The organism is Pseudomonas halotolerans, from assembly GCF_039581215.1.
GTDB lineage: Bacteria > Pseudomonadota > Gammaproteobacteria > Pseudomonadales > Pseudomonadaceae > Aquipseudomonas > Aquipseudomonas tehranensis.
Genome location: NZ_JBCNTJ010000002.1, coordinates 174,595 through 192,608 on the forward strand (window position 1 = coordinate 174,595; position 18,014 = coordinate 192,608).

16 protein-coding genes are annotated in these 18,014 nt (G+C 62.5%); 6 read left to right on the forward strand and 10 right to left on the reverse strand.

The window, feature by feature from the left end; genetic code table 11:
- Window positions 1-30 precede the first annotated feature (30 nt).
- From AAIS01_RS03215 to AAIS01_RS03240, 6 genes are all read left to right on the forward strand, one after another.
- Window positions 31-972, forward strand: coding sequence for a LysR family transcriptional regulator (locus tag AAIS01_RS03215; RefSeq protein WP_343467777.1), 942 nt, complete (start codon window positions 31-33; stop codon window positions 970-972).
- A complete protein-coding gene (locus tag AAIS01_RS03220; protein ID WP_343467778.1) occupies window positions 969-1,382 on the forward strand; it encodes a DoxX family protein in 414 nt (137 codons plus the stop codon). The genes AAIS01_RS03215 and AAIS01_RS03220 overlap by 4 nt, the downstream gene beginning before the upstream one ends.
- Window positions 1,375-2,001 carry an antibiotic biosynthesis monooxygenase gene (locus tag AAIS01_RS03225; RefSeq protein ID WP_343467779.1) on the forward strand — a complete coding sequence of 209 codons (627 nt, stop codon included), beginning with the start codon at window positions 1,375-1,377 and terminating at the stop codon, window positions 1,999-2,001. Before AAIS01_RS03220 ends, AAIS01_RS03225 begins: the two co-directional genes overlap by 8 nt.
- 173 nt (window positions 2,002-2,174) lie before the next feature.
- Complete coding sequence (locus AAIS01_RS03230; protein WP_092399217.1) at window positions 2,175-4,013, forward strand: amidohydrolase; 1,839 nt, start codon at window positions 2,175-2,177, stop codon at window positions 4,011-4,013.
- 142 nt (window positions 4,014-4,155) lie between these two features.
- A complete protein-coding gene (gene ycaC / locus AAIS01_RS03235) occupies window positions 4,156-4,785 on the forward strand; it encodes an isochorismate family cysteine hydrolase YcaC (protein ID WP_014337664.1) in 630 nt (209 codons plus the stop codon).
- Window positions 4,786-5,034: 249 nt separating this feature from the next.
- Window positions 5,035-5,913 carry a LysR family transcriptional regulator gene (locus tag AAIS01_RS03240; protein WP_343467780.1) on the forward strand — a complete coding sequence of 293 codons (879 nt, stop codon included), beginning with the start codon at window positions 5,035-5,037 and terminating at the stop codon, window positions 5,911-5,913.
- A gap of 56 nt (window positions 5,914-5,969) precedes the next feature.
- Here AAIS01_RS03240 and AAIS01_RS03245 read toward each other — a convergent pair whose 3' ends face one another.
- From AAIS01_RS03245 to nuoG, 10 genes are all read right to left on the reverse strand, one after another.
- Window positions 5,970-6,446, reverse strand: a complete 477-nt coding sequence (locus AAIS01_RS03245) for a PA2171 family ribosome-binding persister protein (RefSeq protein WP_343467781.1) — start codon at window positions 6,444-6,446, stop codon at window positions 5,970-5,972.
- 200 nt (window positions 6,447-6,646) lie between these two features.
- The gene (locus AAIS01_RS03250; protein ID WP_343467782.1) at window positions 6,647-7,750 is read right to left on the reverse strand and encodes an NAD(P)/FAD-dependent oxidoreductase; all 1,104 of its coding nucleotides are present in this window, start codon (window positions 7,748-7,750) and stop codon (window positions 6,647-6,649) included.
- Between the two features lie 131 nt (window positions 7,751-7,881).
- Window positions 7,882-9,345 (reverse strand): NADH-quinone oxidoreductase subunit NuoN, encoded by a 1,464-nt coding sequence (nuoN, locus tag AAIS01_RS03255; protein ID WP_343467784.1) that lies wholly within the window; start codon window positions 9,343-9,345, stop codon window positions 7,882-7,884.
- 7 nt (window positions 9,346-9,352) lie between these two features.
- Window positions 9,353-10,885: an NADH-quinone oxidoreductase subunit M gene (gene nuoM / locus AAIS01_RS03260; protein WP_047227741.1), complete on the reverse strand. Its 1,533-nt coding sequence runs from the start codon at window positions 10,883-10,885 to the stop codon at window positions 9,353-9,355.
- A gap of 39 nt (window positions 10,886-10,924) precedes the next feature.
- A complete protein-coding gene (gene nuoL, locus AAIS01_RS03265; protein ID WP_343467785.1) occupies window positions 10,925-12,778 on the reverse strand; it encodes an NADH-quinone oxidoreductase subunit L in 1,854 nt (617 codons plus the stop codon).
- On the reverse strand, window positions 12,775-13,083 hold the full coding sequence (nuoK, locus tag AAIS01_RS03270) for an NADH-quinone oxidoreductase subunit NuoK (RefSeq protein WP_044463936.1): 309 nt from the start codon (window positions 13,081-13,083) through the stop codon (window positions 12,775-12,777). The genes nuoL and nuoK overlap by 4 nt, the downstream gene beginning before the upstream one ends.
- 4 nt (window positions 13,084-13,087) lie before the next feature.
- Window positions 13,088-13,588, reverse strand: a complete 501-nt coding sequence (nuoJ, locus tag AAIS01_RS03275; RefSeq protein ID WP_214912772.1) for an NADH-quinone oxidoreductase subunit J — start codon at window positions 13,586-13,588, stop codon at window positions 13,088-13,090.
- A gap of 9 nt (window positions 13,589-13,597) precedes the next feature.
- A complete protein-coding gene (gene nuoI, locus AAIS01_RS03280) occupies window positions 13,598-14,146 on the reverse strand; it encodes an NADH-quinone oxidoreductase subunit NuoI (protein WP_214912771.1) in 549 nt (182 codons plus the stop codon).
- Between the two features lie 11 nt (window positions 14,147-14,157).
- Window positions 14,158-15,165 carry an NADH-quinone oxidoreductase subunit NuoH gene (gene nuoH / locus AAIS01_RS03285; RefSeq protein WP_214912770.1) on the reverse strand — a complete coding sequence of 336 codons (1,008 nt, stop codon included), beginning with the start codon at window positions 15,163-15,165 and terminating at the stop codon, window positions 14,158-14,160.
- Window positions 15,162-17,876, reverse strand: coding sequence for an NADH-quinone oxidoreductase subunit NuoG (gene nuoG / locus AAIS01_RS03290; protein ID WP_343467787.1), 2,715 nt, complete (start codon window positions 17,874-17,876; stop codon window positions 15,162-15,164). Before nuoG ends, nuoH begins: the two co-directional genes overlap by 4 nt.
- Between the last annotated feature and the right edge of the window lie 138 nt (window positions 17,877-18,014).

The window sequence follows — 18,014 nt, forward strand, 5'->3', positions numbered from 1 at the left end:
CAGGATTGGCATTCAACAGGAACAACACCCATGAACCGCAATGACTTGCGCCGCCTCGACATGAACCTGCTGGTGATCTTCGAGGCGCTGATGTTCGAGAAGAATCTGACCCGTGTCGCCGAAAAACTGTTCATGGGCCAGCCGGCGGTGAGCGCGGCGCTGGGACGCTTGCGGGACCTGTTTGACGATCCGCTGCTGATCCGCAACGGTCGCGGCATGGAGCCGACGCCGCGGGCCCTGGCGATCCTGCGGGAACTGCAACCGGCGATGGATACGATCTCGGGCGCGGTCAGCCGAGCCAAGGCTTTCGATCCCTCTACCAGTTGCGACGTGTTCCGCATCGGCTTGTCCGATGATGCCGAGTTCGGCTTGTTCCCACCCTTGCTCAGTCAATTGCGCGAAGAGGCCCCCGGCATCATCGTGGTGGTGCGCCGGGCCAATTTTCTGCTGATGTCGTCGCTGCTGGCCAGCGGCGAAATCAGCGTCGGCGTGAGTTACACCACCGACCTGCCGGCCAATGCCAAGCGCAAGAAACTGCGCGACATTCCCTGCAAGGTCTTGCGCGGCGACCAGCGCCCTGGGCCGCTGACCCTGGACGAATACTGCGCGCGGCCCCATGCCATGGTTTCGTTTTCGGGCGACCTGAGCGGCAACATTGACCTGGACCTGGCCCGCATCGGTCGAACGCGCAAAGTGGTGTTGGCGGTGCCGCAGTTCAGCGGTCTGCGAGCCTTGCTGGCAGGCACCGAACTGATCGCCACCGTGCCTGACTACGCCGCCTGTGCGCTGGTGGAAGGTTGCGCGCTGCGCGCGGAGGATCCGCCGTTCCAGATCAATGCCGCCGAGTTGTCGATGGTTTGGAGCGGTGTGCATGACAACGATCCGGCCGAGCGCTGGCTGCGCTCGCGCATTGCCACCCATATGTCTCAACCGTTGCCGGCCGCCGCCAACCCGGAGGGAGTTCACCGATGAACATCGTGGATGAACGTTCCCTGCAGGATCTGGGTTTGCTGTTCCTGCGCCTGAGCGGTGGGCTGTTTTTACTGTGGGTCCACGGGCTGCCCAAGCTGTTGCATTACAGCGTTGAGCTGACCCGTATCGAGGACCCGTTTCACCTGGGCGCCGCGCCAACCCTGATGCTGGCGATTTTCGCCGAAGTGTTTTGCCCCCTGTTGATCATGGCCGGGGTCCTCGTGCGTCTGGCGTGCGTGCCCATCCTGTTTCTGCTGGCCGTCGCGCTGGTGGTGGTACACCCGCAGTGGACCCTGGAAGAAGGGCAGTTCGGCTGGTTGCTGCTGATTGTATTTACCAGCGTGTTGATTGCCGGGCCTGGACGGCTGGCGATGAACACGCGTTTTGTTGGAGTGCTACGTCATGTCTGAACCTCAAACCGTTGATTCCACCCGCGACCCTGCAAAACCTGGCTTTGATGAAATTGTCACCCTGGTGATCAAGCACCGGATCAAGTCCGGCCAGGACGCGGCTTATGAGGCCTGGTTGCGCCGCACCGTGCGGGTGGCCGCTCAGTGGCCTGGGCACCTGGGTGTGGATGTGGTGCGGGGCAAGCTGGGCGGGTTGTCGCTGTTTACCTGCGTGCTGCGTTTCTGCTCCACCGAGGCGATGCAACGCTGGCTGGATTCGCCCCAGCGCCGCGAGTTGGTGGAAGAAGCCGCGCCGCTGCTGGCCGATGGCGACCAGACCGAAGTCGCCCCCCACAAGGAGTTCTGGTTCGCGCCGTTGGCGGATGCCTCCATCCCCCCGCCACGCTGGAAACAGGCGGTGGTGACGCTGTTGGTCATCCTGCCCCACACCTTGCTGGTGCCGCTGATCTGGGGACCTTTGCTGCAACTGCACGCATTTCTTTCCAACTACGTAGTCGCCACGTTTCTGATCACCCTGACCATCGTGCTGTCGGTGGTGTACGTGTGCATGCCGCTGGCGACCCGCCTGTTCGCGCCGTGGCTGGAAGCCTCCCAAACCCACGAACACCTGGAGCCCTAAGCAGCGCCGAGCTGTTGTGACAAACATTGTTGTGGCGAGGGAGCTTGCTCCCGCTGGGCTGCTAAGCGGCCCAAAAAGAGCGGCCGCTGCGCGCCCGAGCGGGAGCAAGCTCCCTCGCCACGGACTGTATTTACTCTTGATGTGTTCGCACATCCATTGCCAAAGGACATCCGATGAACGCCGATCTGATTCTATTCAATGGCCAGTTCCATACCGTTGACCGTGAGAAGCCCCGCGCCAGTGCGGTCGCCATCAGCCAGGGGCGCTTCGTCGCGGTAGGGACCGACGCCGAGGCCATGGCCCTGCGCGGCAGCGGCACCCAAGTCATCGACCTCAAGGGCCGTACCGTCATCCCCGGGCTCAATGACTCGCACTTGCACCTGATCCGTGGTGGCCTGAACTACAACCTGGAACTGCGCTGGGAAGGCGTGCCGTCCCTGGCCGATGCCCTGCGCATGCTCAAGGACCAGGCCGACCGCACGCCAACGCCACAGTGGGTGCGGGTGGTGGGTGGCTGGAACGAATTCCAGTTTGCCGAAAAACGCATGCCGACCCTGGAAGAACTCAACCAGGCCGCTCCCGATACGCCAGTGTTCGTCTTGCATCTGTATGACCGTGCCTTGCTCAACCGCGCAGCCTTGCGAGTGGCCGGCTACACCCGCGACACGCCCAACCCGCCGGGCGGCGAGATCGTGCGCGACAGTAAGGGCGAACCCACCGGCATGCTGGTGGCGCGGCCCAACGCAATGATCCTTTACTCGACCTTGGCCAAGGGGCCGAAGCTGCCTTTGGAGTACCAGGTCAACTCCACGCGCCAATTCATGCGTGAACTCAATCGCCTGGGCCTGACCAGCGCCATCGATGCCGGCGGCGGCTTCCAGAATTACCCGGATGATTACGCGGTGATCGAGCAGTTGGCGCGCGAGCAGCAGTTGACGGTGCGCATCGCCTACAACCTGTTCACCCAGAAGCCCAAGGAAGAACTCACCGACTTCAAGAACTGGACCGGCAGCGTCAAGCTGCACCAGGGCGATGACTTCCTGCGGCACAACGGCGCGGGTGAGATGTTGGTGTTTTCGGCGGCGGATTTTGAAGATTTCCTCGAACCGCGCCCGGACCTGCCAGCGGGCATGGAACAAGACTTGGAACCGGTGGTTCGGCACCTGGTGGAGCAGCGCTGGCCGTTCCGCCTGCATGCCACCTACGACGAGTCCATCAGCCGCATGCTCGACGTATTCGAGAAGGTCAACCGCGACATTCCGTTCAACGGCCTGCCGTGGTTCTTCGACCATGCCGAGACCATCACGCCGAAGAACATTGAGCGGGTTCGGGCGCTGGGTGGCGGCATTGCGATCCAGGACCGCATGGCCTTCCAAGGTGAGTATTTCGTCGACCGCTACGGTGCCAAGGCCGCTGAAGCCACGCCGCCGATCAAGCGCATGCTGGCCGAAGGCGTGCCGGTGGGTGCCGGCACCGACGCCACCCGGGTGTCGAGCTACAACCCCTGGACTTCGTTGTACTGGATGGTCAGCGGCCGCACCGTCGGCGGTTTGGCACTGCACGAAGAGGGGCTGCCGCGCCTGACCGCGCTGGAACTGTTCACCCATGGCAGCGCCTGGTTCTCCTCGGAGCAGGGCAAGAAAGGCCAGATCAAGGTGGGACAACTGGCGGACCTGGCGGCGCTGAGTGCGGATTTCTTCAGCGTCGAGGAAGAGGCCATCAAGTGGATCGAGTCCGTGCTGACGGTGGTCGACGGCAAGGTGGTGTACGCCGCCGGCGACTTCGAAAAACTCGGCCCCGCCAGTGTGCCGGTGCTCCCGGACTGGTCGCCGGTGGTCAAGGTGCCTGGTCACTGGCGCCCGACTTCACCGTTGCAGGCGCAGGTCCACCAGTGCAGCGGTCCGTGCACGGTGCACGCCCATAGCCATGAACGGGCGCGGCTGTCGAACGTTCCGGTCAGCGATTTTCAGGGTTTCTGGGGCGCATTTGGCTGCTCCTGCTTTGCCTTCTGACTGACAAACATATTCCCCCTGTGGGAGCGGGCTTGCTCGCGAATGCGTCGGTACCTTCGACAGCATCGCAAGCTGATCCACCGCTTCGCGAGCAAGCCCGCTCCTACAGGTTTCATAGCATCCAACCCAAAGGAGTCATCCCATGAGCAACGTTCCCGCTTACAACCGCCTGAACAAGGACGACGCGGTCGTTCTGCTGGTCGATCACCAGACCGGCCTGATTTCCCTGGTCCAGGACTTTTCGCCCAACGAGTTCAAGAACAACGTGCTGGCCTTGGCTGACCTGGCGAAGTTTTTCGAACTGCCTACCATCCTGACCACCAGCTTCGAACAGGGCCCTAACGGCCCGATCGTGCCGGAGCTCAAGGAAATGTTCCCGGACGCGCCGTACATCCCGCGCCCGGGCCAGATCAATGCCTGGGACAATGAAGACTTCGTCAAGGCGATCAAGGCCACCGGCCGCAAGCAACTGATCATTGCTGGCGTGGTCACCGACGTCTGCGTGGCATTCCCGACGCTGTCGGCGTTGGCCGAAGGTTTCGACGTGTTTGTCGTCACCGACGCGTCGGGTACGTTCAACGAAACCGTGCAACAGGCGGCTTGGGTGCGCATGACTGCAGCCGGCGCGCAGATGATGAACTGGTTCTCGGTGGCCTGTGAGCTGCACCGTGACTGGCGCAACGACATCGAGGGCTTGGGCAATCTGCTGTCCCAGCGGATTCCGAACTACCGCAACCTGATGAACAGCTATTCGGCACTGACTGCCAAGTAAGCGCCGTGGCTGCTGCTGGATGACGCCCGCCTTGTGCGGGCGTTTTTGCGCCCGGCATCCACTTTTCGGCAAGCTGAGTCGCCGTCATCGCGAGCAGGCTCGCTCCCACATTTATCCAGGGTGACTACAGATTCCTGTGGGAGCAAAGCTTGCTCGCGATGACGGCGGCACCTTCACCCTCTATGCAACCTGTCTCCCCCTATCCACAATACCCACCAGAACATCCTGACTGTCCACCCTGGAATGACAATGAACCCCTTCGAAGAAATGCGCATTTTTGCCCAGGTCATGGAGTCGGGCAGTTTCACCGCGGCGGCGGAAAAGCTCGGGCTGTCCAAGCAGTTCGTCAGCCGCAAGCTCATGGAGCTGGAACAGCGTCTGGGCGTGCGTTTGCTCAATCGCTCGACACGCCGGCTGGATGTGACCCCGCTGGGCCAGCGCTATTACGAAGCAGCGCTGCGCCTGCTCAGTGAAGTCGAACAGGTGGAGCAGGGCATCAGCGGCCAGACCAGCGAGCCGCGCGGCACCATTCGTCTCAGCGCACCGCTGTCGTTCGCGGTCGCGCACCTGGGCAGCCTGTTACCGCTGTTCTTGCAGCGCCATCGGGAGGTGAGTGTCGAGGTGGATTTGAGTGACCGCTCGGTTGACCTGCTGGGGGAAGGCTACGACATCGCGCTGCGCATTGGTGTGCTGGAGGATTCGACGTTGATCGCCCGGCGCATCGCGACCATCGAGCGGGTGTACTGCGCCAGCCCCGCCTATCTGGCGCAACGCGGCACACCCGAACGACCGGAAGACCTGCGCAATCACGATTGCCTGCCCTACGGGCATAGCCGTCAGGTGCAATGGCGGTTCGGTGGAGGCAGCAAACCGCTGACCCTGGAGGTCGCGGGGCGTATGCGCGCCAATAACGGCGATTTGCTCAGGGATGCGGCTGTCGCCGGCATGGGCATCACGTACCTGCCGACATTCATTGTTGGTGATGCATTGAAGGACGGTCGATTGATCAAGGTGCTCGAAGGCTTCGAGACAGAGGCGTTGGCGCTGTCGGCGGTCTATCCGCAACATCGGCAAAGTTCACGCCCTGTGCAGGCGTTGGTGGAGTTCTTGCGTGAACAGATGCAGTGAGCTGCCCGGCTGCGTTCAACCGTGGTAAACGGCTGAACGCATCAAGCAATGCCTGATCAGGCGGCCAGGCTGGAACCACTCATTTCTTTCTTGTACTGCGCCTTCATGGCCTCCATCTGCTCGCCCAACGACTCCAGCGTCGCTTTACCCAGCAGTTTTTTGGCTTGAGGGAACATCTCGGTTTCTTCTTCTTCGATATGGTGCTCCAGCAACTCTTTGACCACTTTCACCCGGCCGGCAAATTCTGGCGTGGACGGGTCAGTGTTCTTCAGGTCCGGCAGCACCAGCGAGTCGACCGTGCGGTGCTCTTCCTTGGCCTCGTAGTACATCTCGGCCTGCTCCTTGCCGCCAGCCTGCTTGTAGGCCGGATAGAGAATTTCTTCTTCGAGTCGGGTATGAATGGAAATTTCCATTTCCAGTTTCGCCAACAGGTCGGTGCGTTTCTTGATGCCGCGGCTGGTTGATTCGCTCAGCTGGGCAAGGATGGCCTTGACGCGTTCATGGTCGGCTTTCAACAGGTCGATGGCGTTCATAAGTAGCTCCTGGCAATTCACGGATGCGGGCCGGCTTCAAGCGCTGCGCCGCGTTCCAGGGAAATTGCATCAGCCGTGCCAGCCAAGGTTTTTTGCAAAGTCTTTTACAAACAACAGGTTATATAAGTCTGTATTTAGCTCGTCGTGCAGCCTGCATGAGGGCAGGAAAAAATGCATTGCACTTTGCGCTGCCCCAACCGCTAAACCATCAGTTGCCGCACCCGCCCGGCAAGCGCCAGGCATGAAGTCAGCCCGGGCGATTCGATCCCGAACAGATTGATCAGCCCCGGGACCTGATGCTCGGCGGGGCCGCTGATGAGGAAGTCGCGGGCGGGCTCGTCGGGGCCGGAAATTTTCGGACGGATGCCGCTATAACCCGGTTGCAGGCTTTGGTCCGGCAAGTCAGGCCAGTAATTGCGAATCGCCGGGTAAAAGGCCTCGGCCCGGGCCGGGTCCACACGGTAGTCCTCGCGCTCGATCCACTCGGTGTCCGGACCGAACCGGGCCTGGCCCGCCAAATCCAGGGTCATGTGGATGCCAAGGCCGGCAGCTTCCGGAGCGGGGTAGATCAGATGCCGGAAAGGCGCGCGTCCGGTCAGGCTGAAGTAGTTGCCCTTGCACAAATAATCGCGGGGCACCGAGTGCGGCGCCAGGCCTTCGATACCGCGGGCGAGGGCGGGCGCCTGGAGGCCGGCCGCATTGATCAGGCGACGGCAGGACAGACTCATCTGCGCCGTACCACCCAATTGCAGCATGAAACCACCGGTGAGGGTCCGCGCCCTCAGCAAGGGCGTGTGGAATACGATGTCGGCACCGGCCGCTTCGGCATCCCCCTGCAACGCCAGCATCAGCGCATGGGCGTCGACGATACCGGTGGAAGGCGAATACAGCGCGGCGACACACGCCAGGGCCGGTTCCAGCGCTTGGGCCTGCTGCTGATCGAGCAGACGCAGGTCGTCGACACCGTTCTTCAATCCTCGCTCAAGCAAGGCCTTGAGCCCCTCCACCTGAACCTGATCCTTGGCAACGATCAATTTGCCAAGCCTTTGGGTCGCGACCCCGTGACTGTCGCAATACGCGTACAACCGCTGGCGACCCTCGACGCACAGTTGCGCCTTGAGGCTCCCCGGAGGGTAATAAATGCCGGCATGGATGACTTCGGAATTGCGCGAGCTGGTGCCCATGCCGATGGCTTCGCCGGCTTCGATCAACAGCACTTCGTGACCGGCCTGGGCCAGTTCCCGAGCCACGGCGAGCCCGACCACGCCAGCGCCCACCACCACGCAATCGATGTCCATGCCCAAACCCTTTCCCCTTGCAGTCGTCTATGCTCAAGCGCCTCAGGATAGCCCGGCGCAGGCGACTTCTACAGCCCAAAAAAAATGCCCGTATCTGGCGATACGGGCATTTTTTGATGACTACACCGTTCGGGCGATCAGCCCGTCAGGCCAGCCTGCTGGACCAACGTCAGCAATGGCTGCGGGTACACACCGAGGAAGAACGCCAGTACGGCGATGGCCAGCAGCATCACGCCGCCTGCCTTCTGTTCCCAGTGCAGCTCGGCATCGTGGCGACGCAGGTTCGGTTCCATCAGGTACAGGGTGACCATGACGCGCAGGTAGTAGAACACGCCGATAGCACTGCCCAGCACCAGGGACCCGACCAGCCACCATTGGTGCGCCTCGACGCCGGTGGCGATGATGTAGAACTTGCCGATGAAGCCGGCGGTCAGCGGGATGCCGGCCAGGGACAGCATCATCACGGTCAGCACGGCGGTCAGGTACGGACGGCGCCAGAACAGGCCGCGGTATTCGTACAGGGCGTCGGCGTCGCGGCCATTGTATGGCGAGGACATCAGGGTGATCACGCCGAAGGCGCCGAGGCTGGTGATCACGTAGGTGACCAGGTACACGCCGATGGCTTCCACCGCCAGACCCTTGCTGGCGATCAGGGCGATCAACAGGTAACCGAAGTGGGCGATGGACGAGTAACCCAGCAGACGCTTGAGGTTGCTCTGGGTCAGCGCCAACAGGTTACCGAACAGGATCGACGCGATGGCGATGACGGTCAGCACGTCGCTCATCACACCGCTGCTGGCCACTGGCGAGATCTGGAACAACCGCACCATCACGGCGAACACCGCGACTTTCGACGCGGTGGCCAGGAACGCCGCCACCGGCGCCGGGGCGCCTTCGTAGACGTCCGGGGTCCAGAGGTGGAAAGGCACCAGCGACAGCTTGAACGCCAGGCCGATCAGCATCATGCCCAGGCCCAGTTGCGCGATCGGGCTCGGCAGGCCGGTGGTCGCCAGGGCCTGACCGATGCCGACGAAACTCAAGGTGCCGGCTTCGGCGTAGAGCAAGGCCATGCCGAACAACAGGAACGCGGAACCGGCGGCCGACAGCACCATGTACTTGATGCCGGCTTCCAGGGAACGCTTGTTGAAGAAGGCATAGGCCACCAGACCGTAGACCGGCACCGACAGCAGCTCCAGGCCGATGAACAGGCTGGCCAGGTGCTGTGCGCTGACCAGGACCAGGCCACCGGCGGCGGCCATCAGGATCAGCAGATACAGTTCTTCACGGTTGCCCGGGTAACCCGTACCGCCATCGCCGAGGTAGGCGTGGGCGAGGGTGACGCAGGCGAGGGTGGCGACCAGGATCAGCGCCATGTACAGGCAGGCGAAGCTGTCGATCTGCACCAGTGGCGTGACCGCCAGCGGCGCGACTTTCAGGGCCGGCAGAATCGACAGCAGGGCCAGGTTCAGCCCCGCCACCGACAGCAGGAAGGTCTGTGAGTGATTGCGGCGCCAGGCGATCGCCAGCATCACCACGATGATCGTGGCGCTGGTGATCAACAGCGGCGCAAGCGCGATAAAGTGTTGAATCGTGAATTCCATAGCGCTCTTACCGGGCCGAAGCGAGTTGAGAGAAGGCGGTGCCGAGCCACTGCTGCACGCCATGCATCGTGGCGGCAGAGGTGTCGAGGAACGGTTGCGGGTAGACGCCGAGGTAAACCAGCAGCACCGCAAGGCCGAGCACCATGATCAGTTCGCGACCGTCCATGCCGCGCAGCACTTCATCCGACTTGGTCGGGCCGAAGTAGGCGCGGTGGATCATGATCAGCGAGTAGACCGAACCGAACACCAGGCCAGACGTAGCGATGGCGGTGATCCATGGAGCGCTGACGAACGAGCCGATCAGGATCAGGAACTCGCCGACAAAGTTACCGGTGCCCGGCAGGCCCAGGGACGCCGCCGCGAAGAACAGGCTGATGGCCGGCAGGTACGCGATGCGCGACCAGATGCCGCCCATTTCACGCATGTCCCGAGTGTGCAGACGCTCGTACAACTGGCCGCTGAGGATAAACAGTGCCGCCGCCGACAGGCCGTGGGCCAGCATCTGGATCACCGCGCCTTGCAGGGCCAACTGGCTGCCGGAGTAGATCCCGATCAGCACAAAGCCCATGTGCGAAACGCTGGAGAAGGCGATCAGGCGCTTGATGTCGGTCTGGGCGAACGCCAGGAACGCACCGTAGAAAATCCCGATCAGACCCAGGGTCATGGCAATCGGCGCAAACTCGGCCGAGGCGTTGGGGAACAGCGGCAGGGCGAAGCGCAGCAGGCCGTAGGCGGCGGTCTTGAGCAGGATACCGGCCAGGTCCACGGAACCGGCGGTCGGTGCCTGGGCGTGCGCATCCGGCAGCCAGGAGTGGAATGGCACTACCGGCAGCTTCACCGCGAAGGCGATGAAGAAGCCCAGCATCAGCACGTACTCGGTGGTGCGCGACATCTGCACTTTCAACAGGTCGGCGTAGTTGAAGGTAATCACGCCGGTGTTGTTGAAGTTGACCAGCACCAGACCGAGGATCGCCACCAACATGATCAGGCCGGAAGCCTGGGTGAAGATGAAGAACTTGGTCGCCGCGTAGATCCGGGTTTTCTTGCCGTCCGAAGAACTGTGACCCCAGAGCGCGATGAGGAAGTACATCGGCACCAGCATCATTTCCCAGAAGAAGAAGAACATGAACAGGTCCAGCGCCAGGAACACGCCGACGACACCGCCCAGGATCCACATCAGGTTCAGGTGGAAGAAACCGACGTGACGCTGGATCTCTTTCCAGGAGCACAGGACCGAGAGGATACCCAGCAGGCCGGTCAGCAGGATCATCAGCAGCGACAGGCCGTCGAGGGCCAGGTGCACGCTGATACCGAAGCGTTCGATCCAGATGTGCTTGAACTCAAGCGCCCAGGTCGGATCGGCGCCAGGGGCCGGAGCAAATGAATAGTCGCCGGTCGCCCAGAGCCAGAGGCCGAGTGCGAGTTCCAGGGACATGGTCAGCAGCGCAATCCAGCGCGGGAGGGTGGAGCTTGAACGCTCCGCCATCCAGCACAGCAGGCCGCCGATGAAGGGGATCAGGATTAGCCAGGGCAGAATCATGACGGGCTCGTTTCCTTTCGCAAGTTCGCAAGGTTCATATCAGACCGCTACCAGCACGATGGCGCCGATAACCAGCACGGCGCCAGCCGCCATGGAAGCCGCATACCAACGCAGTTGACCGGTCTCGGTACGGCTCAGGGCCGTGTGGCCGCCCTTGGCCATACGCGGGATCAGGCCAATGGTCTGGTCGAGCGGGTCTTTGCGCAGAATGTGGCTGATCGCAAGGTATGGCTTGACGAACAGTTTGTCGTAGATCCAGTCGAAGCCCCAGGCAGCGAACCACCAGGCCGAAAGGAACCGCCCGATGCCGCTGTTGGCGATCGCCGTGACGAAGCGACGTTTGCCCAGGAACAGCAGGGCGGCCAGCAGGATACCGGCCAGGGCTATGGCGCCCGAAGCGATTTCCAGGCTGTGCTTGGCGTCGCCGCCGGCATGGCCGACGCTTTGCGGCAGTACATCGGCCAGCGGTGGCGTGATCATGGCGCCGACGAAGGTCGACAGCACGATCAGCACCGACAGTGGCAGCCAGTGGGCAATGCCGTGGCCAGCGTGGGCTTCGGTCTTGGCTTCACCGTGGAACGCGATGAAGATCAGGCGGAAGGTGTACAGCGAGGTCATGAATGCACCCACCAGGCCTGCGTAGAGCAGACCCTGGTTACCGCTGGCGAACGCTTCCCAGAGGATCTCGTCCTTGGAGTAGAAACCGGCGGTGACCAGTGGCAGGGCCGCCAGGGCCGCGCCGCCGACGATGAAGCTGGCGTAGGCCAGCGGCAGTTTCTTCCACAGGCCACCCATCTTGAAGATGTTCTGCTCGTGGTGGCAGGCAACGATCACCGCACCGGAAGCAAGGAACAGCAGCGCCTTGAAGAAGGCGTGGGTCATCAGGTGGAAGATCGCGCCTTCCCAGGCGCCGACGCCCAGGGCCAGGAACATGTAGCCGATCTGGCTCATGGTGGAGTAGGCGAGGATCCGCTTGATGTCGGTCTGGACCAGGGCGGCGAAACCGGCCAGCACCAGGGTCACACCGCCGACGATACCCACCAGGTGCAGGATATCCGGCGCCAGGGCGAACAAGCCGTGGGTACGGGCGATCAGGTAGACACCGGCGGTCACCATGGTTGCGGCGTGGATCAATGCCGAAACCGGGGTAGGGCCAGCCATCGCGTCCGCGAGCCAGGTCTGCAGCGGCAGTTGTGCGGATTTACCGACAGCGCCGCCCAGCAGCATCAGGGTCGCCAGGACCATCCAGAAGTCGCCAGCCTGGAACTTCTGCGGCGCCAGGACCAGCAGTTCCTGGATGTTCAGCGTGCCCAGTTGCTGGAACAGGATGAACAGGCCGATGGCCATGAACACGTCGCCGATCCGGGTCACGATGAACGCCTTGAGCGCCGCGTTACCGTTGTTGCGGTTGCTGTAGTAGAAACCGATCAACAGGTACGAGCACAGGCCCACGCCTTCCCAGCCGAAGTACAGGAACAACAGGTTATCGCCGAGCACCAGGAACAGCATGCTGGCGATGAACAGGTTGGTGTAGGCGAAGAAGCGCGAGTAACCGGCTTCACCGCGCATGTACCAGGAGGCGAACAGGTGGATCAGGAAACCCACGCCCACCACCACGCCCAGCATGGTCACCGACAGGCCATCCAGGTACAGGGCGAAGTTCGGCGTGAAGCCTTCCACCGCCATCCACTGCCACAGCACCTGCACGTACGCGCCACTTTCCGGCGGGGCGACGTTGAACTGCCAGATCACGTAGGCCGTGACGATGGCAGACAGGCCGATGGACCCCACGCCAACCAGCGCCGAAAGGTTTTCCGACCAGCGTCCACGAGAGAACGACAGCAGCAGGAAACCGATGAGGGGAAATACGAAAGTCAGAAAGAGTAGGTTCATCCGCGCATCTCGCTGGCAGCGTCGATATCGAGAGTGTGGAAGCGGCGATACAGCTGCAACAGAATCGCCAGGCCGATACTGGCCTCGGCGGCTGCCAGGCTGATCACCAGGATGAACATGACTTGTCCATCCGGCTGCGCCCAGCGAGCGCCCGCGACGATGAAGGCCAGGGCGGAGGCATTCATCATGACCTCCAGGCTCATCAGCACGAACAGAATGTTACGGCGGACCATCAGGCCGACCAGACCGAGGCAGAACAGGATGCCGGCAACCGCCAGACCATGCTCGAGAGGGATAGCAGGCATGTGATTACTCCTTCGCCTCGTTACGGCCCAAATGGAACGCCGTGACGGCTGCGGCAAGCAGCAGCATCGAGGCGAGTTCGACCACCAGCAGGTACGGGCCGAACAGGCTGATGCCCACGGCCTTGGCGTCTACGGTGGTGTGGCCGATGGCCTGGCCGCTCTGGTGAGCGAACAGCACATACAGCAGTTCACCCAGCAGCAGCGCGGCGAGAATCACCGGCCCGGCCCAGATGCCCGGCTTGAGCCAGGAACGTTCCTGCTGCACCGCGGCAGGGCCCAGGTTCAGCATCATCACCACAAACACGAACAGCACCATGATGGCGCCGGCGTAGGCGATCACTTCCAGCGCACCGGCGAACGGTGCGCCGAGGGCGAAGAACGTCATGGCCACGGCGATCAGCGAAATGATCAGGTAGAGCAGGGCGTGCACGGGGTTGGTGTTGGTGACCACTCGAAGCGTGGAGACCACCGCGATACCCGATGCGAAATAGAAAGCGAATTCCATCTTTCTTCCTTAAGGCAGCAAGCTCTTCACGTTGATCGGTTCGGCTTCATTTTGCGCGGCGCCTTTTGGCTTACCGGCAATGGCCATACCTGCAACACGATAGAAGTTGTAATCAGGGTTTTTACCGGGACCGGAAATCAGCAGATCTTCTTTCTCGTACACCAGGTCCTGACGTTTGAACTCGGCCATTTCGAAATCCGGCGTGAGCTGGATCGCGGTGGTCGGGCACGCTTCCTCGCAGAGGCCGCAGAAAATGCAGCGCGAGAAGTTGATGCGGAAGAAGTCCGGGTACCAGCGACCGTCTTCGGTTTCGGCTTTCTGCAGCGAGATGCAACCCACCGGGCACGCCACAGCGCACAGGTTACAAGCCACGCAGCGTTCTTCGCCGTCGGGGTCGCGGGTGAGCACGATGCGGCCACGATAGCGGGGCGCCAGATAGACCTCTTCTTCAGGGTATTGCAGGGTGTCGCGCTTGCGAAAGCCATGGCCGAAGATCATGACCAGGCTTCGCAGTTGGGTACCGGTACCCTTAACGATGTCGCCAATATATTTGAACATGGGTCAAATCCTCACTGAACCGCGGCCGCGGGCGCGTTCATCAAAACGATCGCAGCGGTCACCAGCATGTTGATCAGGGTCAGCGGCAGGCAGAATTTCCAGCTGAAGTCCATCACCTGGTCGTAACGCGGGCGCGGGATCGAGGCGCGCAGCAGGACGAACAGCATGATGAAGAACGCGGTCTTCAGGGCGAACCAGACGAAGGACAGTTGCGGCAGGATGCCGAACGGACCGTGCCAGCCACCGAAGAACAACGTCACCAGCAGCGCCGAGATCAGAATGATGCCGATGTACTCACCGACGAAGAACATGCCCCATTTCATGCCGGCATATTCAATGTGGTAACCGTCGGCCAGTTCCTGTTCCGCTTCCGGCTGGTCGAACGGGTGACGGTGAGTCACGGCCACGCCGGCCACGAAGAAGGTACAGAAGCCGAAGAACTGCGGAATGATGAACCACAGGTTCTGGGCCTGGTACTCGACGATGTCGCGCATGTTGAACGAGCCGGCCTGGATGACGATGCCCATGAGCGCCAGGCCCATGAACACTTCGTAGGACACGGTCTGGGCCGAGGCCCGCAGGGCGCCCAACAGGGCGAACTTGTTGTTGCTCGACCAACCGGCGAACAGCACTGCGTACACCGACAGACCGGCCATGGCGAAGAAGAACAGCAGGCCGATGTTCAGGTCCGCCACGCCCCAGGTCGGGGTGATCGGGATGATCGCGAAGGCGATCAGCAAGGCGCTCATGGCCACCACCGGTGCCAGGGTGAAGATCACCTTGTCGGCAAACGGCGGTGTCCAGTCTTCCTTGAAGAACATCTTGATCATGTCAGCGGCGATCTGGAACATGCCGAACGGGCCGACGCGGTTCGGACCGTAACGGTCCTGCCACCAGCCCAGCAGGCGACGTTCGACGAAACTCAGCAGTGCTCCGCAGACCACCACGGCCAGCAGGATCACGATGGCCTTGAGAACCGTCAGGATCACGTCGATCACTTCAGGGGTAAACCAGCTCATTGCGCTGCCTCCTGCAGACCGTCGACGGTTTTGCCGAATATCGCCGGTGGAATACCCGCCAGGCCGGCCGGCAGTGCCACCAGGCCGGCACCCAGTTCTTCATTGATGCGCAGCGGTAGACGCAAGGTCTGGCCCGCGACGCTCAGGCTCAGCAGGGCACCGTCGTTGACGCCCAGGCGATCGGCTTCGGACTTGGCCAGCGACACGTAGGCGGCCGGGATGCGTTCCTGAACCGGTGCGGCTTTGGACGAGTTCTCTTCACTGCCGAACAGGTGATGGAACGGCACGACCTGCCAGGTGCCCGGTGCCGGGTTGAAGGCGCGCGGCACGCTGGCGAACCAGCTCAGGCCATCGCCCTGGCTTTCGATCAGGCGAGTGCCCGGGTCACCGGCACGCAGGTGACCGCCGACTTCGTCCTGGAACTTGTTCCAGGCTTGCGGCGAGTTCCAGCCCGGCGACCAGGCGAACGGCACTTGCGAGCGCGGTTCGGCGGAGCCCGAGTAACCTTCCATGGAGAACGAGAACGCAGTGTCGTTGTCCTGGGAGGTCCGTGGTTCGTGGACGCTGATGTCGGCGCGCATCGCGGTGCGACCGGAGTAGCGCAGCGGTTCGCGGGCCAGCTTCAGGCCCTTGATGCGGAACGCGGCCGATGGCGCGGCATCGACGATGCGAGCCAGTTGCGGGCTGCTCGAAGCGACGGCGGCGGTGACATGGTCCAGTTGCGTCCAGTCGATCGGCTGGTTCAGCAGGGTGGCGCGCAGGGCATGCAGCCAGCGCCAACCTTCATGGACCAGGATGCTGGCGTCCAGGTAAGTTGGGTCGAACACCTGGAAGAAGCGCTGGGCGCGACCTTCCTGGCTGACCAGCGTACCGTCACCTTCGGCAAAGCTCGCCGCCGGCAGCACCAGATGGGCGCGGTCGGTGGTGGCGGTTTTCTGATGGTCAGCGACGATCAGCACTTTCGCGGCACTCAGGGCGGCGTCGACCCGGGCTTTGTCAGTGCGGGTGTACAGGTCGTTTTCCAGCACCACGATGGCGTCGGCGCTGCCGTCGATCACCGCTTGCAGCGCTGCGTCCAGCGATTCGCCGCCGAGCATGGCCAGGCCGAGGCTGTTGGCTTCCGGCACGATCAGGCTGATGGAACCGTCCTTCTCGCGCAGCTTCAGGGCCTTGGCGATGTTGGCGGCGGCCTCGATCAGCGCCTTGGAACCCAACGACGTGCCGGCGATGATCAGTGGGCGCTTGGCCGCCAGCAGGGCGTCGGCGATGCGTTGGGTCAGGGCGGCCGCTTCGCTGTCCAGACCTTCGACGGCCGGGGCACTGGCGTCCAGGGCGTGGGCCACGGCAAAACCGATGCGCGCCAGGTCGTCGGGCGCTGCGTGGACGCATTCTTCGGCGACGTCGTCGAGCTTGGTTTCAGCCAGGCTGGCAATGAACAGCGGGTTCAGCGCGTGCTGACCGATGTTCTTCACGGCCGCGTCGAGCCATGGCTGCACGCGCATGGCGTCGGCCATGTCTTCGGCCTTGCCCTTGACCGACTGGCGCAGGGCCAGGGCCATGCGCGCGGCCGTCTGGGTCAGGTCTTCGCCAAGGACGAACACGGCGTCGTGGTCTTCGATGTCACGCATCGTCGGCACGGGCAGCGGGCTGTCCTTGAGCACTTGCAGCACCAGGCGGATGCGTTCCAGCTCGCCTGCTTCGATGCCGCTGTAGAAGTGCTCGGCGCCGACCAGTTCACGCAGCGCGTAGTTGCTTTCCAGGCTGGCCCGTGGCGAACCGATGCCGACGATGTTGCGACCGCGCAGCAGGTCGGCGGCTTTATCCAGTGCTTCGTCGAGGCTCAGCTTGGCGCCGCCCGCCAGCAGTGGCTGACGCGGGCGGTCGGTGCGGTTGACGTAGCCGTAGCCGAAGCGGCCACGGTCGCACAGGAAGTACTGGTTGACCGAACCGTTGAAGCGGTTTTCGATACGACGCAGTTCGCCGTAGCGCTCGCCCGGGGAGATGTTGCAACCGCTGGAGCAACCATGGCAGATGCTCGGCGAGAACTGCATGTCCCACTTGCGGTTGTAGCGCTCGGAGTGAGTCTTGTCGGTGAACACACCGGTCGGGCAGACCTCGGTGAGGTTGCCGGAGAACTCGCTTTCCAGGGTGCCGTCTTCAACGCGACCGAAGTACACGTTGTCGTGGGCGCCGAACACGCCCAGGTCGGTGCCGCCGGCGTAGTCCTTGTAGAAGCGCACGCAGCGGTAGCAGGCGATGCAGCGGTTCATCTCGTGGGAGATGAATGGGCCCAGTTGCTGGTTCTGGTGGGTGCGCTTGGTGAAGCGATAACGGCGCTCGTTGTGGCCGGTCATCACCGTCATGTCTTGCAGGTGGCAGTGACCGCCTTCCTCACAGACCGGGCAGTCGTGGGGGTGGTTGGTCATCAGCCATTCGACGACGCTGGCGCGAAACACTTTCGCTTCTTCGTCGTCGATGGAGATCCAACTGCCGTCGGTGGCGGGGGTCATGCAGGACATGACGATCCGACCACGCTTGTCGTTTTCGTCGGTGTACTGCTTGACCGCGCATTGGCGACAGGCGCCTACGCTGCCAAGGGCGGGGTGCCAGCAGAAATAAGGGATGTCGAGGCCCAGGGACAGACATGCCTGTAACAGGTTGTCTGCGCCGTCGACTTCGAGCTCTTTGCCGTCTACGTGGATAGTGGCCATGGTTCAAAGTTCTTCGTTGGCCCGGTGTCAGCGGGCGTGGCTAATGGAATCTTGTTATTCGTCCGAATCCAAACAGCCTTGGTGAAAAGGCGTCATCGAACGAAAGGCGAAGGGCACGGACCCTTCGCCTTTTTAAGC

What these genes read in the sequence shown, in the direction of transcription:
- AAIS01_RS03215 (WP_343467777.1), top strand. Translation starts at nt 31, where the DNA reads ATGAACCGCAATGACTTGCGCCGCCTCGACATGAACCTGCTGGTGATC.
- AAIS01_RS03220 (WP_343467778.1), top strand. Translation starts at nt 969, where the DNA reads ATGAACATCGTGGATGAACGTTCCCTGCAGGATCTGGGTTTGCTGTTC.
- AAIS01_RS03225 (WP_343467779.1), top strand. Translation starts at nt 1,375, where the DNA reads ATGTCTGAACCTCAAACCGTTGATTCCACCCGCGACCCTGCAAAACCT.
- AAIS01_RS03230 (WP_092399217.1), top strand. Translation starts at nt 2,175, where the DNA reads ATGAACGCCGATCTGATTCTATTCAATGGCCAGTTCCATACCGTTGAC.
- ycaC (WP_014337664.1), top strand. Translation starts at nt 4,156, where the DNA reads ATGAGCAACGTTCCCGCTTACAACCGCCTGAACAAGGACGACGCGGTC.
- AAIS01_RS03240 (WP_343467780.1), top strand. Translation starts at nt 5,035, where the DNA reads ATGAACCCCTTCGAAGAAATGCGCATTTTTGCCCAGGTCATGGAGTCG.
- AAIS01_RS03245 (WP_343467781.1), bottom strand. Translation starts at nt 6,446, where the DNA reads ATGAACGCCATCGACCTGTTGAAAGCCGACCATGAACGCGTCAAGGCC.
- nuoN (WP_343467784.1), bottom strand. Translation starts at nt 9,345, where the DNA reads ATGGAATTCACGATTCAACACTTTATCGCGCTTGCGCCGCTGTTGATC.
- nuoM (WP_047227741.1), bottom strand. Translation starts at nt 10,885, where the DNA reads ATGATTCTGCCCTGGCTAATCCTGATCCCCTTCATCGGCGGCCTGCTG.
- nuoL (WP_343467785.1), bottom strand. Translation starts at nt 12,778, where the DNA reads ATGAACCTACTCTTTCTGACTTTCGTATTTCCCCTCATCGGTTTCCTG.
- nuoK (WP_044463936.1), bottom strand. Translation starts at nt 13,083, where the DNA reads ATGCCTGCTATCCCTCTCGAGCATGGTCTGGCGGTTGCCGGCATCCTG.
- nuoJ (WP_214912772.1), bottom strand. Translation starts at nt 13,588, where the DNA reads ATGGAATTCGCTTTCTATTTCGCATCGGGTATCGCGGTGGTCTCCACG.
- nuoI (WP_214912771.1), bottom strand. Translation starts at nt 14,146, where the DNA reads ATGTTCAAATATATTGGCGACATCGTTAAGGGTACCGGTACCCAACTG.
- nuoH (WP_214912770.1), bottom strand. Translation starts at nt 15,165, where the DNA reads ATGAGCTGGTTTACCCCTGAAGTGATCGACGTGATCCTGACGGTTCTC.
- nuoG (WP_343467787.1), bottom strand. Translation starts at nt 17,876, where the DNA reads ATGGCCACTATCCACGTAGACGGCAAAGAGCTCGAAGTCGACGGCGCA.